The following is a 14,434-nucleotide window of genomic DNA, read 5'->3' as shown; positions in this document are numbered from 1 at the left end:
TACGGGTCACGGGGGTGTCACGGATGATCACGGGGTGGCGTCTAGCCTCGTCCGGGTGCTGACCGCCGCAACGGAGGCCGATCCCCGCCCGGGATCGGGCTCCACCGACCGCCGGTCGCGTCCGACCGACCGCCTCCTCGCCGCCGCACTGGGCCTGCTGTCGGCGGTGCTGGCGCTGGCGATCCCGTTCCTGCCGGTCGTGCAGAACACGGCGACCGTCACCTGGCCGAACGCCACGACCGGCACCGCGCCGCTGAACGCCCCGCTGGTCGCGTACCGGCCGGAGAGCCTGACCGCGACGATCGGCTGCGACGCGAACCGCAGCCTCGACGACCGGTCCCCCGGCCGCGCGACCGTGCTGTCCACGACGCCCACCGACGCCCCGGACGGCGACACGGTCGGTCTGCGCGTCGCCGTCGCCGACGGGGTGGTCACCCTCGACAACCGCGGCCAGCGCATCGCCACCGCGCCGCTCCCCCCGCCGGGCGGGCCCTGCGACCTCACGTTCACCTCGGACTTCGACGCGACGACGGCGACGCTGGGCGGCACCACGCTGTACGAGTTCGCCGGTGACGGCCGCCCGCAGCTCACCGGGATCCACTCCGACCTGGACGCGGCCCGTGACCCGATGGGCGGCACGAGCGTCCGGTTCGACACCGACAACCGCTACGACTCCGACGCCTCGACGCTCAAGCTCGTCGCGGGGGGCGTCGCGATCGTCGCGCTGTTCGGCGCGCTGTTCTTCCTGCGCCGGATCGACGACGCCGACGCCCGCCGCGTCGTGCACGGCCGCCGGCTGGCCCGGCGGCTGCGCGGGCAGGACGACCTGCGGGACGCCGTCGTCGTCGGCGTCCTGGTCGTGTGGGCCCTCATCGGGTCGATGACCAGCGACGACGGGTACATCCTCGACATCTCCCGGGGCAACGACACGGCCGGCTACATCGGCAACTACCACCGCTGGTTCGACGTCCCCGAGGCGCCGTTCGGCTGGTTCTACCAGCTGTACTCGCTGTGGAGCGGGGTCTCGGAGTCGGTGCTGTGGCTGCGCGTCCCGGCGCTGGCGATGGGCGTCGCGTCCTGGTTCCTGATCAGCCGGGCACTGCTGCCCCGCCTCGGCGCCCAGGTCCGGCGCAGCCGTTCCGCGGGATGGGCCGCGGCCGGGGTGTTCCTCTGCTTCTGGCTGCCGTACAACAACGGGCTGCGCCCGGAGACGGTCGTCGTGATCGCGGCGCTGGTGTCGTTCGTGATGCTGGAGCGCGCGCTGGCCACCCGGCGGCTGATGCCGGTCGCGGGGGCGCTCGTCGCGGGGGCGTTCGCCGTCGCGGCGACGCCGACCGGCCTCATCGCGCTGGCCCCGTTCCTGGCCGCGGCCCGCCCCCTGCTGCGGCTGTTCACCGAACGGATCCGCACCACCGGCTGGGCGGCGACCTTCGGGCCGCTGCTCGCGGCCGGGCTGATCGTGCTCACCGCCGTGTTCGGCGACCAGACCCTCGCCACCGTCGCCGAGGCCACCCGGGTCCGCCAGGACATCGGCCCGAACCTGCCCTGGTACCAGGAGCTCGCCCGCTACGACCTGCTGTTCAGCGACAGCCGCGACGGCTCGCTGCAGCGCCGCTTCCCGGTCCTGCTGCTGTGGCTGTGCGTGACCGTCTCGACGGTCGTGCTGCTGCGCCGGGGCCGCATCCCGGGCGCCGCACTCGGGTTCTCGCGGCGGCTGCTCGCGAGCACCGCGCTGTCGTTCGCCGTGCTGGCCCTCACCCCGACGAAGTGGACCCACCACTTCGGCGCGTTCGCCGCCCTCGCCTCGGGTGTCGCGGCGCTGGCCGCGCTCGCGACGAGCACCGGGGTCCTGCGCTCGCGGCGCAACCAGGCGCTGTTCCTGGCCGCGGTGCTCGCGGTGACGGCGCTGGCGTTCCGCGGTCCGAACACCTGGTGGTACGTCTCGAACTGGGGCGTGCCGTGGTTCGACAAGCCGGTGTCGGTGAGCGGGATCCAGGCGACGACGGTGCTGCTGGTCCTGGCGTTCCTCTCGCTCGTCGTCGCCGGGGTGGAGCACCTGCGCTCGACCTCCGGGGTGCCGCGCCCGGTGCGACGGACCCTCGGCCGCCGGCGCGGCCGCATCGGCACCGTCCAGGCCGTCCGCCTCGGGTCGGCGCCGATCGCGGTGATCTGCGCGCTCATGGTCCTGTTCCAGGTCGCGTCGATGGCCAAGGGCATGGAGAAGCAGGCCGGTTCGTACTCCCTGGGCGCCGACGTGCTGACCGACCCCACCGGGTCGCGGTGCGGGCTCGCCGGGCGCATCCAGGTGGAGACCGACCCGGCCGCGAACGTGCTGCCGACCGCGCCGGAACCGGCGGGCGTCGCGGACCCGGGCCCGCTGGCCGAGGGCTTCACGCCCGAGGGCCTGCCGCCGACCGGACCGGGATCACTGCGCGACAACACCGGCGACGGCGACGACCGCCCCGGCGTCACCGGCACCGGCCCGCTGGGCGGACCGGTCATGGGCAGCTGGTCGCCGGCCCCGGAGAACGTCGGCGACTACCGCTCGGCGTGGCACACGCTGCCCGCCGCGGCCCGCAACGGCTCCGCACCGCTGGTCCTCGGCGTCGCCGGGACGATCGGCGGCGGCAACACCGTGACCCTGCAGTTCGCCCGGGACGGCGCCGTCGTCGACGAGATCGAGCCCGGCGGGGCCGTCAGCAGCACCTCGGACTACTCCGGCGGCGCCTCCGGCGGCCAGGCGTGGCGGGACCTGCGCGTCGACCTCGCGGGCCGGCCGGCCGCCGACGCCGACCGGGTGCGGGTGATCGTGTCCGACCGCGGCATCGGCACCGGGGCGTGGGTCGCCGTCGCGCAGCCCCGGGTGCCCCGGCTGACCCCGCTGACGACGATCGCCGCCCGCGGCACCGCGTACCTGGACTGGGCGACGTCGTTCGTGCATCCCTGTGTGACGCGCTTCGGCGTGCACCGGGGCATCGCCGACGTGCCGGTGTTCCGGATGCTCGCCGACCCGCAGCAGCGCACCGTCGCCGACGAGTGGGGCCGCAGCCGGTTCGGCGGCCCGCAGGGCTGGCTGGTCCGGACCGCCGCCCAGCGCTACGTCCCGACCTACCTGCCCGGCGCATGGGACTTCGACTGGGGCCAGATCCGGCTCGTCGAGCCCTACGACCCGCGGGCGGTCCCCGCCCCGGTGCAGGACGGCGAGCGGACCCTGTGGGGCTGGCAGCAGGTCGGGCAGGCCGGGGCACCCTCGCCGGACCCGACGCCACTGCCGAACTGAGGCCCCGGCAGACTTCGTCCTGTCCGATCCGAGATGTGAGGCGAGAGCGAGAGCCATGCTGGACACCGCCCGGCCCCTCCGCGGGGGCGAGCCCGCCCCGGCCGACGACACCGCCGGTGGGGCCCGCCCCGGACGGCTGGTCGTGCAGCGTGGCCCCTTCACCGGGCCGACGCACCTGGTGCCCGAGGACCTCTACGCCGAGGTCCTGCGCGGCGCCGCCCGCCGCGAGCGGAGCCTGATCGAGCTGGTCCCGGCCACCCACGTCACCACCAACACCTACTGGGGACGGCTGCACGCCACCTACTGGCAGCGCTGGACCGCGGTACCCGAGGTGCGGGTGTCCCTGCGCGCCGCGGGTCGCGGCCGGGTGTGGCTGATGGCCTCGGACACGAACAAGGTCGCCCGCGCCGTCGCCACCACCGGCGTCGACGGCGGCGGCGTCGTCGAGCTGACCGGGGCGATCGACCGCTTCGTCGACGGCGGCGGGCTCTGGCTGGAGTTCGCGACCGACACCGGCACACTGACCGTGTCCGACGTCGAGTGGACGGTCGCGGTGCCCCGCCCGCCGCGACCCACCTCGATCACGATCTGCACCCACAACCGCGTCGAGGACTGCCTGAACACGCTGCAGGCGCTGCTCGACGACCCGGCCGCGCTGGCCCGCGTGGCGACCGTCCGGGTGGTCGACCAGGGCAGCGACCCGCTGGAGTCGCGCGACCGGTTCGCGCCGCTGGCCGCGGCGTTCGGCGACCGGCTCGCCTACCAGCGCCAGCCCAACCTGGGCGGCGCGGGCGGCTTCACCCGCGGGCTCTACGAGGCGACCGCCGGCGACCCGGCCGACGACCACGACGTCCTGCTCATGGACGACGACGTGCTGCTCGACCCGGAGATCGTCGTCCGGCTGACCGGGTTCGCCGCCTGCACCACCGCGCCGACGATCGTCGGCGGGCAGATGCTGAACCTGCTCCACCCGGGGCACGTCCACATCACCGCCGAGTACGCCGTGCCCGAGAAGCTGCGGGTGGGCATGCCCGTCCCCGGCGCCCTGGAGGAGGGCTTCCTCCTCGGCCGCGACGAGCGGCTGCTGCCGATCGTGCAGGAGCAGCGGGTCGACACCGAGTACAACGGCTGGTGGTCCTGCCTGATCCCCGCGCCGGTCGTGCGGGCCATCGGATACCCGCTGCCGCTGTTCTTCCAGTGGGACGACGTCGAGTTCGGCTACCGCGCCCGCGAGCGCGGCTTCGCCACGGTGTCGCTGCCCGGTGCCGCCGTGTGGCACGCCGACTTCGGCTGGAAGGACTGGGACGAGTGGCACCGCTACTTCAACCAGCGCAACGGCCTGATCACCGCCGCCCTGCGCACCGGCTTCGACCGGCGCACGGTGACCACGACGATCGTCGAGCTGCTGGCCCAGTACCTGGTCGCGATGCAGTACGGGCTGGCGGCGACGCTGCTGACCGCCGTCGACGACTTCCTGCGCGGCCCCTCGGTGCTCGACGACGGCTCCGCCGCCGCGGCGGCGGAGATCCGCCGGATTCGGGCCGCCTACCCCGAGACGACGGCGGTGCCGCTGGCCCAGGCCGGGCTCGACGTGCGCGAGTCCGTCGTGCACCTGGCCGGGCACAAGCCGTCGAAGGTCGTGCGGACCTGGGTGAAGCGCGCCGTGCTGCAGGCCACCGGGCGGGTGCCGTTCCGCTCCGGGATGGTCCCGGCCGGTGAGGCGCACTGGTGGCACGTGTCGCTGTTCGAGCGCGCGATCGTCACCGACATGGCCGAGACCGGTGTCCGGATCCGGACCCGCGACCGGGAGCGGCTGCGCGAACTCACCACGCGCGGGGTGCAGACGGTGCGCCGGCTCTGGAACGAGGGCCCGCAGGCCGCCAGGGAGTGGAAGGCCGCCGAGCCGCGGCTCACCTCGCGGGAGACCTGGGCCCGGCTCTACGACGCGGGCTGAGCCGGCCCGGCTCCGCGGCATCCACACCCCTCCCCGGGCGTCCACACGGTCGTGACCGGTGTGGACGCCGGAGAACGGGTGTGGACACCGACGACGGACGGGCGTGCGCCGCTCAGCCCAGGAAGTCCCGGCCGGTGTAGTCGCGGGTGGCCAGGGTCGGCAGCCGCTCCCACCCCCACCGCCGCTGGGTGCCCACGGTGAGGTCGTAGCCGTCGGTCGGGTGCTCGTAGCGCACCCGTTCGACGTGCGCCGGCGCGAACATGGCGCGCCCGGCCGGCGGGTCGAGCCGCGAGGGCATCTCGTCGAAGGTCGCGGTGCGGTCGATGCCGGCGAGCGTCCCGCCGTTCGCCGGGAAGAACGCGGTGGACTCGGTCGCGCCCTCCAGATTGTCGCCGGTGCGCAGCCGCCACTGCGGGGCCTGCGCGATGCCGTGGCGTACCGCGATCTGGTCCTGGCAGGGCCACAGCACCGCCGAGGCCTGGTCGGCGAACACCGGGGCGTCGCCGAGCACCGTGCGGGCGGGCAGCTCGCGGGCGGGCAGCGGGGCGCCGACGGCGAGCCAGGTGTCCGGGCCGACCGTCCGGTCGTCGACGACGAGCCGGACCCGGTCGGCCGGGCCGGGCAGGGCGACCGCCACGTCCCGCCAGTCGCCGAGCTTCACCCCGGGCAGGTCGACCGTGACCGCGCCCGCGCCGGTGTCGATCCGGACGCTCTGGTCGCTCCGCAGGTCCCCGGTCAGCGGTAGGAGCAGCCGCGTGGTCCCGGCCGGGACGGCGAACCAGCCGGCGTCGAGGGTGCCGGTGCCGGCGTCCTCAGTGTGCCAGACGGGGCCGGGGATCGACGGGCGGTCGGGCGGGGGGCCCTCCCGCATCACCCCGGTGAGGCGGGGCGGCGTGCTCGGGGGCGGGGGCGTCGCGTCGCCGGGGACGGTGACGGTCAGCGCGTCGGCCAGCCCGCAGCCGTCGCCGGTCAGCATGGCCAGGTTCATCGAGGCCACCGACGCGCCGGGGGCCTGCTGCACCGGAGCCACGCCGAACACGACGAGCATCAGCGCGACGCCACCCGCCGTGGCGACGCGCAGCACCGCCCGGTCCGGCCGGGGAGTCCGCCCCCGTCGCTGGGCCCACCACAGCGCGGCGGCGGCGACGAGCAGCCACAGCAGCTGACTGCGCAGGTACAGCGGCCCGAGGTGCGGGGCGAGGACCTGCTGGTGGATCGGCGCGTCGAGGACCGAGTGGTTGCCGAAGGGCTGGCCCCAGTCGGAGAACGGGCGCCACAGGTTCGGCCCGGCGTAGACCACCGCGGCGACGACGCCGAGCACGGCCGTCCCCACCGCGACGAGCCGGACCGGGGCGTGGCGCGGCAGCGGGCCGCGGGCGAGCGCGATGCCGAGCAGCAGCGTCGCGGGTGCGGCGACGGCACCGAAGTGGTTCACCCACTTGGTCGGGCTGACCGCGACGGCGACGAGGCCGAGCGCGGTCGCCGCGAGCGCGAACCCGAGTGCCCGGCCGAGCGGGCCGCCGGTGCCGCGCCGCGTCGCGAGCCGCACCGCGCCAAGCGCGAGGACGGCGACGGTCAGCAGGACCGGCAGGCGTCGCCCCCAGGTGCCCTGGTCGTCGGGGCCGAGCAGGTTCGCGTAGTGGACGAACTCGGAGTACCACTGGTACTGGAAGTAGTACCAGCGGTGCACGGCGACGGACTCGCGCACGTCGGCGAGGGTCTGGTCGGCCAGCCCGAGCGGTACGACGGCGCTCGCGGCGGCGAACGCGACGGCGGCCGTCGCGAGCCGGGTCGCCCACCGCGCGTGCACGAGGTGCCACCACACCAGCGGCAGCGCGAGCAGCAACGGCATCGCGGCGACCAGCGCGGTCGGCGCGGTCGTCACCCCCACCACCGCGACGACGACGGCCGGCGCCAGCAGTCCGACCGCCCCGGTGCGGCGGGCGGCGACGACGAGCAGCACCACCCCGGCGGCGGCCACGGTCCCGGCGGGCTCGGGGCGCAGGGAGATGCCGTAGGGCAGGAACCAGGCCAGGTGCGCGACGGCGAGCGCGGCGACCACCCCGGGCCGGACCCCGGCCCGACCCGCGAGCGCGGCGAGGGTGTACCGCAGCAGCACCCAGGTCAGCAGGCCCAGCACGACCGGCACCACGCGCAGCGGCCCGAGGCCCCAGCCGACCAGCGACCCCCACCACTGCAGCAGGTACTGGCTGGTCGTGAACGGTGCCTCGGTGACGTCGAGCTGGTAGATCGCGTTGCCGATCGTCCCGGTGTCGGCACCCTGGCGGGCCATCAGTGCGTACCAGGAGTCGTCGATGTTGAGCGGCCCGAGCACCGCCCAGGCGCAGCTCACGACGAGCACGACGAGGTCGGCGACCCCCGGGCGGACCGGCGCGTCGAACACCCGGCGGGTGCCGGTCCAGGTCCGCACGGCGACGGCGAGGGTGGCGGCCAGGGCGAGCAGGTGCGCGACCAGCAGCGCCACCTTCAGCGGCGACGGCGACGACGCGTAGCGCGCATCGGTGTGCAGGGTGACCGCGAGCCCGGCCGCGGCGGGCCCGGTGAGGTCGGTGGCGAGCTCGGAGACCTGCGGCGTCGCGATGTCGAGGCGCTCGGCGAGGACCGCCCCGTCGCGGGCGAGGACGGTGCCGCCGTCGGCGGAGGTCACCTCGAACACACAGCCCGACGCGGCGGGTGCGGTGGCGAGCACCCGGTCGCCGGTGCGCAGCGTGAGCGTCCCGCCTGACACGCTCGCGACGAAGCCCGGCGCGGTCACCGGGTTCTCCTGCGCGGCGGGCATCGTCCGCAGCACGTCGCCCTCGCCGAGAGCGGCCGCCGCGGCGCACGGGACGGTCGCGGAGAACTCCAGCGGCCGGTACGGCGCGAGCGGCAGCACCGTGCTCGTCGGCGCCTGGCCGGCCCGGGGCCAGGTGACGACCGGGTCCTCGGCGTCGACCGGGGCGAGCGCGGCGGCGAGGCCGAGCAGGCAGGTGACGACGCCGAGCAGGAGCAGCAGCGGCCCCCGGCGGGCGGGGCTCACTCGAAGATCTGCTTCCAACCGTCCTTGCCGGTCAGCACGGGCGCCGCCGCCCGGTAACGGGCACGCAGGCCGTCCCAGTCCGCGGCGACGGCGCGGTGCAGCCGGAACGACTCCGCGACCATCTCCTTGAACATCGCCGGGTCACGACGGCGGAAGGTGACCCCGCGGCCGTCCGGTGTGGACACCGTCGCGGAGTCCAGGCCGGCCAACACGAACCACTGGGCGTTGCGCCACGGCACGTTGCGCTGCGGGCGCTCGCGCAGCGCCGGGTCCGGGGTGCGCAGGTTGCGCAGCACCCCGCGGGCGAGACCGACCGCGGCCTTCGCCCGGCCCACCGGGGGCTTCGGGAACAGCTGCGCGCCGAGCGCGTCGAGCTCGGCCGGCGGCACCTCGGTGGCGGACTCGAGCGGGCGGCCGTCGTCGTACTGCGCCCGCAGGGCCCTGATCTCGTCGAGCACCACGGGCAGCTTCGGGAACAGCGCCTCGGGGCCCGCGAGGAAGTCGGTGAAGCCCTTGATCTGCAGCGCGACCGCCGAGTACTCCATGAGCATCAGGTGGCGCAGGGTGCGCTTGAAGGTCTCCTTCAGCATCGCGCGCGGGTCGTCGGGGCCGTGCAGGGCCGCGGCGACGAGCCGGTTGCGGTAGTGGAAGTAGGCCTGCCAGTCCGAGGAGTCGTCCTTCTCGATGAAGGACATGTGCCAGATCGCGACGCCCGGGACGGTCGCGGTGCGGAAGCCGGCGGCGCGGGCGCGCAGGCCGTACTCGGCGTCGTCCCACTTGATGAACAGCGGCAGCGGCAGGCCCAGCTGCTCCGCGGCGCGGCGCGGGATCAGGCACATCCACCAGGCGTTGTAGTCGACGTCGACGCGGCGGTGCAGCCAGCGGGTCTGGCGCAGGGTGCGGGCGGCGAGGTCGTGGTGGGCCTCGGTCTCCGGGGCAGGGCGCCACAGGAACTGGTTGCGGTCGACGACCTCGCCCATCGTGGACAGCTGCGAGCGCGCCTGCAGCGACAGCATCTGCCCGCCGACGAGCATCGGCTCGCGGGCGAACCGGCTGAACGCGACCGCGCGCAGCACCGACTCGGGCTCCAGCAGGATGTCGTCGTCCATGTAGAGGATCTGCTCGCAGTCGATCCCGCCCGCGTGCGGGCCGGTGCCGTGCAGGACCTCGTACATGATCCGGGCGTAGCCGCCGGAGCCGCCCAGGTTGGGCTGGTCGATGATCCGCAGCCGGTCCCCGAGCGCGGCCGCGGCCTGCTCGTAGCCGGCCTCGTCGCGGACCTTGCGGGTGCCCTGGTCCGGCAGGATCACCGCGGTGATCACGTCCCGGACCTGCGGGTCGGAGCCGAGCGCGGTGAGGGTGGCGACGCAGTCGGCGGGCCGGTTGAACGTCGGCATCCCGACGACGACGGCCGCGCGCCCCGGCGCGTCGTGCGGGGCGTGCCAGCCGCCGCCGTGCAGGGTGAGGTCCGCGTCGTCGGTGGACAGGTCGAACCAGTACCAGCCGCCGTCCTCGAAGGGGCGCAGGTCCAGCTCGAGGGTGACCCGGCGACGGCCCTCGACGACCTCGCCCGCGACGACGATCTGCGACCCGTCGGCCTTGGTCCGGTACACGTCGACGCGGCCCGAGCCCTCCAGGTCCAGCCGCAGCTCGATGCTGGTGAGCGTCGACCAGGCCCGCCAGTAGCCCGCGGCGAAGGCGTTGAAGTAGGCGCCGAAGGAGACCTCGGTGGCCGCCAGGACGGTGGCGCCGGTGCGGTCGAGGATGCGGGTGCGGCGGCCGCCGATGGTCGACACGGTCAGCGAGAGCGGCCGCGCCCGCTCCTCGGCGAGCGGCTCGACCGGGGTGAGCGTGGTGCCGGGGCGCTCGTCGAGGTAGAGCGCGCGGACGGCGGTGGGGTCGGCGGGCCGGGGCAGGACCACCCGCTGCAGCAGCGTCTCGCCGCTGGTCGTGGCCGGGGTGGTGGGGGACACCTGACCTCGCTGGTCCGTCGTGGTCATCGCAGGAGCTGCCTCTGTCGTCGCGGGGGCGCTGGGGTCCCGGGCGGCGGCGCTGCCGGTCCGCCCGGGTCCGGGTGGAGTCGTGCGCGAGCGTAGCCGCGCACGGTGCGGGAGCCGGGAGGCGGGCGGGCGCGGCGGGTGAGCGGTGTGGATCGTCCGGGTCACCGACCGTGCCAGACTGGCGACATGGACGAACCGGCCCTGCGCGCGGAGGCCGCAGCCGTGCTGCGCTCCCGCGGTGCGCGGTTCGGGTTCGTCCACGGCAGCCGGGCGGTGGGCGGCCGGGCGCGGGAGTCCTCGGACCTCGACGTCGCGGCCTGGTGGGCGGTCGCGCCCCCGGCCGCGTTCGACCTGGACCTGCCCTCCGGCGTCGACCTGCTGGTGCTGAACTCGGCGCCGCTGGAGCTGGCGGGCCGGGTCGCGATGCACGGCGAGCTCCTGTTCGACGACGACCCGCCCGCCCGGGTGCGCTGGGTCGCGACCACCCGCAAGATCTACGCCGACGAGCTGCCGCGGATCACCCGCGCCCACCGGGAGTTCCTGGAGAACGTGCGGAGCGCCCATGGTGGATGAGGCGCGGGTGGCCCGGCTGCTCCGGTCGGTCACCGATGACCTGGCGGTGCTGCGGGCGGAGGCGGCCGCGGACCGGGACCGGCGGGCCGACCGGCTGTGGCTCAGCGGGGTCAAGTACCTGTTCGTGACGGCGATCGAGGGCTGCGTCGACGTCGCCCAGCACGTCTGCTCGTCCGAGGGGTGGGGCCCGCCCGCGACGAACGCCGATGCGCTGCGGCTGCTCGGCAGGCACGGCTTCGTCGACGACGAGGTCGCACAGCGGGTCGCGCGGGCGGTCGGCTTCCGCAACGTGCTCGTGCACGACTACGTCGAGGTCGACGACGAGATCGTCGTCGCCCGTCTCGGGGACCTGTCCGACCTGGAGGCGTTCGTCGCTGCGGTGGCGGCGCGGCTCTGAGTCACCAGGCCGCGTCGAGGATCTCCCGCACGTCGTCCTCGGTCGGTGTCCGCGGCGCGTTGGCCGTCACCGGGTCCACGACGGCGGCGGCCGCCAGCACCGGCAACAGCTCCCGGTCCACGCCGAGCTCGTGCAGCGGGCGCCGGACACCGATGCCCTCGACGAGCGCGGCGATCCCGGCCACGGCGTCGCCGGTCCCCAGCGCGGCTCCGGCCCGGGTGTACGCCTGCGCCGCGGCGGCGGCGCTCCAGCGCATGACCTGCTCGTTCACCGACGCGAGCGCGACCCCGTGCGGGGTGCCCGTGTGCGCGGTGACCGCGTGCGCGATGCCGTGGACCAGGCCGAGCCCGGAGACGGTCAGCGCCTGGCCCGCCAGGTGCGCGCCGAGCAGCAGCTGCGCGCGGGCCTCGAGGTCGGCGCCGTCGTCGACGGCGACGGGCAGCCACCGGCCCACCAGCGCGACGGCCTGCGCCGCGGCGGCGTCGGAGACCGGGTTGGCGCCGCGGGAGGCGAGCGACTCGACGCCGTGGACGAGCGCGTCGAAGCCGGTCGCGGCCGTCGCCGCGGGTGGCAGGCCGGCGGTCAGCTCCGGGTCGAGGACCGCGACGCGCGGCCGGACCGAGGCGTGGCCCAGATAGACCTTCCGCTTGGCGCAGGTGTCCTCGACGACGCCGAACCCGTTGGTCTCCGCGCCCGTCCCGGCCGTGGTGGGGACCGCGACCAGCGGCAGCCCGGGGGTCGGAGAGGACCACAGGTCGTCGGTGGCACGGGCGCCGTGGTGGGTCGCGAGCAGCGCGATGCCCTTGGCCGCGTCGAGCACCGAGCCGCCGCCGATCGCGACGACCACGCAGGAGCCGAACGCGCGCAGCGTCGTCGCGCCGTGCTCGACGGCCGTCGTCGACGGGTTGGGGCCGATGCCGTCGAACACCTCGGTCCGCAGCCCGGCCGCGGTGAGGTCGCCGACGACCCGGTCGACGATGCCGGTGGCGCGCAGCCCGGCATCGGTGACGACGAACGCCGCCGTCCCACCGAGCCCGTCGACCAGCGCGGGGACCCGGGCGACCTCGCCGGGACCGAACTCCAGGGCGCAGGTCGCCTCGACCGTGAACCCGTTCACCGGACCCGCCACCGTGCGATCGCCTCCTCGTCGAGGGTGAACCCGAGGCCGGGGGTGCTCGGGACCGCCAGCATGCCGTCGTCGCCGACGGTCAGGGGCTGCGCCAGCGGGAAGTCGCGACGCGCCGGTGTCCAGTCCGGCGGGTCGTAGGGGAACTCGAAGTACGGTCCGCCGCCGACGCCGGCACTGACGTGCAGGTTCGCGAGCACGCCGATGCCGTTGGTCCAGCTGTGCGGGGTGAACGCGCGGTGGCGCAGCAACGCGAGCTCGGCCAGCGTGCGGACCCGGCTCATGCCGGCCGCCAGGACGACGTCGGGCTGGTACACGTCGAGCGCGTCGCCGTCGAGCAGGCGCAGCAGCTCGCCGAAGGAGCGCTGCATCTCCCCCGCCGCGATCCGCAGTCCCGGGTTGTCGGCGCGCAGGGTGCGCATGCCGTCGGCGTCGGCGTAGGGCAGGGGCTCCTCGACCCAGAACACGTCCAGCTCGGCGAGCCGCCGGACGAGGCGCCGGGTAGCGGCGAGGTCGGTGGCGGGGGCGACGTCGCCGGCCATCCGCCACGCCTGGTTGAGGTCCACCATGATCGCGAAATCCGCGCCGAGCGCCTGCCGCACCGCGGCGACGGCGGCGACGCCCTCCTCGGCGCGGTCCCGGTCGACCCGGATCTTGACCGCGCGGAAGCCCTCCTCGGCGACCCGGTGCGCCACCTCGGCGCGCTCGGCGGGCGGGCGCAGCACGCAGAACGACGCGTAGGCGGGCACGGCCTCGTACGTGCCGCCGAACAGGGTCGCGACGGGCAGTCCGGCGACCTTGCCCGCGAGGTCCCACAGCGCCGCCTCCAGCGGCCAGTAGTGACCGCCGTGCAGCGCGCAGGTCTCGATCGCGCGGACGTGCCGGGCGATCGCGAGCGGGTCGGTGCCGACGAAGAGGTGCCGGTAGGCGTCGAAGCCGTCCATCGTGTCGCCGGAACCGATGCCGACGACGCCGTCGTCGGTGTGGACGCGGACGATCGTCGCGTCGAACACGGTGCGGGGATCGGGGTCCCAGGCGGCGCGCAGCGGCGGGTCCAGCGGGAGCCGCACCCGGTCCAGCGTGATGTCGGTGATCTTCATCAGGTCCGGGATCGTGTCGGGAGCTGGTTCCGGCTCGGGGCGCGATCGGGGGCGGTGCGCCCCGAGCCGGTTGAGCGCAGAATCTCCGACGTCCGCGCGGCCGCGCCAGGTCCGGCCGGGAATCGAGATCATCGTTGCGCTCAGGGCAACCGGTACTAGCGTGGCCGGGGTGCACAACGGCTACGGGCTCGGCCGCGACGTCGCGCTGCTGGAGGCACTGGCGTCGGACGAGGCCGTGCACACCGACGGGCTGGGCGTCACCGCCGTCGCCCGGCTGACCGGGCGGGAGAAGAGCCAGGTCTCGCGCGCGCTGCGGGCCCTCGCCGACGCGGGACTGGTCGAGCGGGACGAGGACACGCTCGTCTACCGGCTGGGATGGCGGCTGTTCTCCCTGGCCGCGCGGGGGACGGACAGCCGGCTGACGGCCGTCGCCGAACCGGTGCTGCACCGGCTGGCCGCCGCGACCGAGGAGACCGTGCACCTGTGCGTGCTGCGCGACGACGCACTGCTGACGGCGCGGACGGTGTCCGGGCACTCGTTCCGCACGACCGGCTGGGAGGGCAGGCGCGCGCCGCTGCCGTGCACCTCGGCAGGCCGGGTGCTGCTCTCCGACGCCACCCCCGACGAGCTGTTCGTACGCTTCGGCGCCGTCGAGGACCTGGTGCCGGACTACCCGCGTTCGCGGGTGCGGACGGTCCCGCAGCTGTGGCGGGCGATCCGGGAGGCCGCCGAGCACGGCTGGGCCGAGTCGCACGAGGAGTTCGAGCCGGGCGTGGCCGGGGTGTCGGCACCGGTGCGTGACTTCCGCGGCCGGGTGGTCGCCGCACTCAACGTGTCCGGGCCGGTCACGCGCCTGGACGGCCGGTTCGACGAGGTGGGCCGGGCGACCGCGGCCGCCGCCGCGGCGGTGTCGGCGGAGCTGGGGTGGACACCGGGCTCCCGTCCCGGACACCACCGGTGAACG

9 protein-coding genes are annotated in these 14,434 nt (G+C 75.4%); 5 read left to right on the top strand and 4 right to left on the bottom strand.

Going from position 1 to position 14,434, the window contains the following annotated elements; genetic code table 11:
* The first annotated feature begins 55 nt into the window (after nt 1-55).
* A complete protein-coding gene (locus tag XF36_RS24990; RefSeq protein WP_060713852.1) occupies nt 56-3,280 on the top strand; it encodes an arabinosyltransferase domain-containing protein in 3,225 nt (1,074 codons plus the stop codon).
* Between the two features lie 55 nt (nt 3,281-3,335).
* Nucleotides 3,336-5,234, top strand: a complete 1,899-nt coding sequence (locus XF36_RS24985; protein ID WP_060713851.1) for a glycosyltransferase — start codon at nt 3,336-3,338, stop codon at nt 5,232-5,234.
* A gap of 112 nt (nt 5,235-5,346) precedes the next feature.
* On the opposite strand, the gene XF36_RS24980 is transcribed toward XF36_RS24985, so the two are convergent.
* Both XF36_RS24980 and XF36_RS24975 read right to left on the bottom strand, forming a co-directional pair.
* Nucleotides 5,347-8,274, bottom strand: a complete 2,928-nt coding sequence (locus XF36_RS24980) for an arabinosyltransferase domain-containing protein (RefSeq protein ID WP_060713850.1) — start codon at nt 8,272-8,274, stop codon at nt 5,347-5,349.
* Complete coding sequence (locus XF36_RS24975; protein ID WP_060713849.1) at nt 8,271-10,274, bottom strand: glycosyltransferase; 2,004 nt, start codon at nt 10,272-10,274, stop codon at nt 8,271-8,273. Before XF36_RS24975 ends, XF36_RS24980 begins: the two co-directional genes overlap by 4 nt.
* A gap of 186 nt (nt 10,275-10,460) precedes the next feature.
* Between XF36_RS24975 and XF36_RS24970 the strand changes: the two genes are divergently transcribed.
* Entirely contained in the window at nt 10,461-10,847 is a 387-nt protein-coding gene (locus XF36_RS24970) for a nucleotidyltransferase domain-containing protein (protein ID WP_060713848.1), read from the top strand.
* Nucleotides 10,837-11,244, top strand: a complete 408-nt coding sequence (gene hepT / locus XF36_RS24965) for a type VII toxin-antitoxin system HepT family RNase toxin (protein ID WP_060713847.1) — start codon at nt 10,837-10,839, stop codon at nt 11,242-11,244. The genes XF36_RS24970 and hepT overlap by 11 nt, the downstream gene beginning before the upstream one ends.
* 1 nt (nt 11,245) lies before the next feature.
* Here hepT and XF36_RS24960 read toward each other — a convergent pair whose 3' ends face one another.
* Complete coding sequence (locus XF36_RS24960; RefSeq protein WP_060714962.1) at nt 11,246-12,361, bottom strand: iron-containing alcohol dehydrogenase family protein; 1,116 nt, start codon at nt 12,359-12,361, stop codon at nt 11,246-11,248.
* Nucleotides 12,358-13,470, bottom strand: coding sequence for a mandelate racemase/muconate lactonizing enzyme family protein (locus tag XF36_RS24955; RefSeq protein WP_060713846.1), 1,113 nt, complete (start codon nt 13,468-13,470; stop codon nt 12,358-12,360). Before XF36_RS24955 ends, XF36_RS24960 begins: the two co-directional genes overlap by 4 nt.
* Before the next feature lie 169 nt (nt 13,471-13,639).
* On the opposite strand from XF36_RS24955, the gene XF36_RS24950 reads away from it, so the two are divergent.
* Complete coding sequence (locus XF36_RS24950; protein WP_238589012.1) at nt 13,640-14,431, top strand: IclR family transcriptional regulator; 792 nt, start codon at nt 13,640-13,642, stop codon at nt 14,429-14,431.
* The last annotated feature ends 3 nt before the right edge of the window (nt 14,432-14,434 follow it).

Origin of the sequence: Pseudonocardia sp. HH130629-09 (genome assembly GCF_001294645.1) — a bacterium.
GTDB lineage: Bacteria > Actinomycetota > Actinomycetes > Mycobacteriales > Pseudonocardiaceae > Pseudonocardia.
The sequence above is the reverse complement of the archived record's forward strand: the minus strand, read 5'-3'. Positions and strand labels throughout refer to the sequence as shown.

Bases quoted from the DNA above. Each gene is read 5' to 3' on its own strand.
- XF36_RS24975 (WP_060713849.1), bottom strand. From the start codon at position 10,274: ATGACCACGACGGACCAGCGAGGTCAGGTGTCCCCCACCACCCCGGCC.
- XF36_RS24955 (WP_060713846.1), bottom strand. From the start codon at position 13,470: ATGAAGATCACCGACATCACGCTGGACCGGGTGCGGCTCCCGCTGGAC.
- XF36_RS24970 (WP_060713848.1), top strand. From the start codon at position 10,461: ATGGACGAACCGGCCCTGCGCGCGGAGGCCGCAGCCGTGCTGCGCTCC.
- XF36_RS24985 (WP_060713851.1), top strand. From the start codon at position 3,336: ATGCTGGACACCGCCCGGCCCCTCCGCGGGGGCGAGCCCGCCCCGGCC.
- hepT (WP_060713847.1), top strand. From the start codon at position 10,837: ATGGTGGATGAGGCGCGGGTGGCCCGGCTGCTCCGGTCGGTCACCGAT.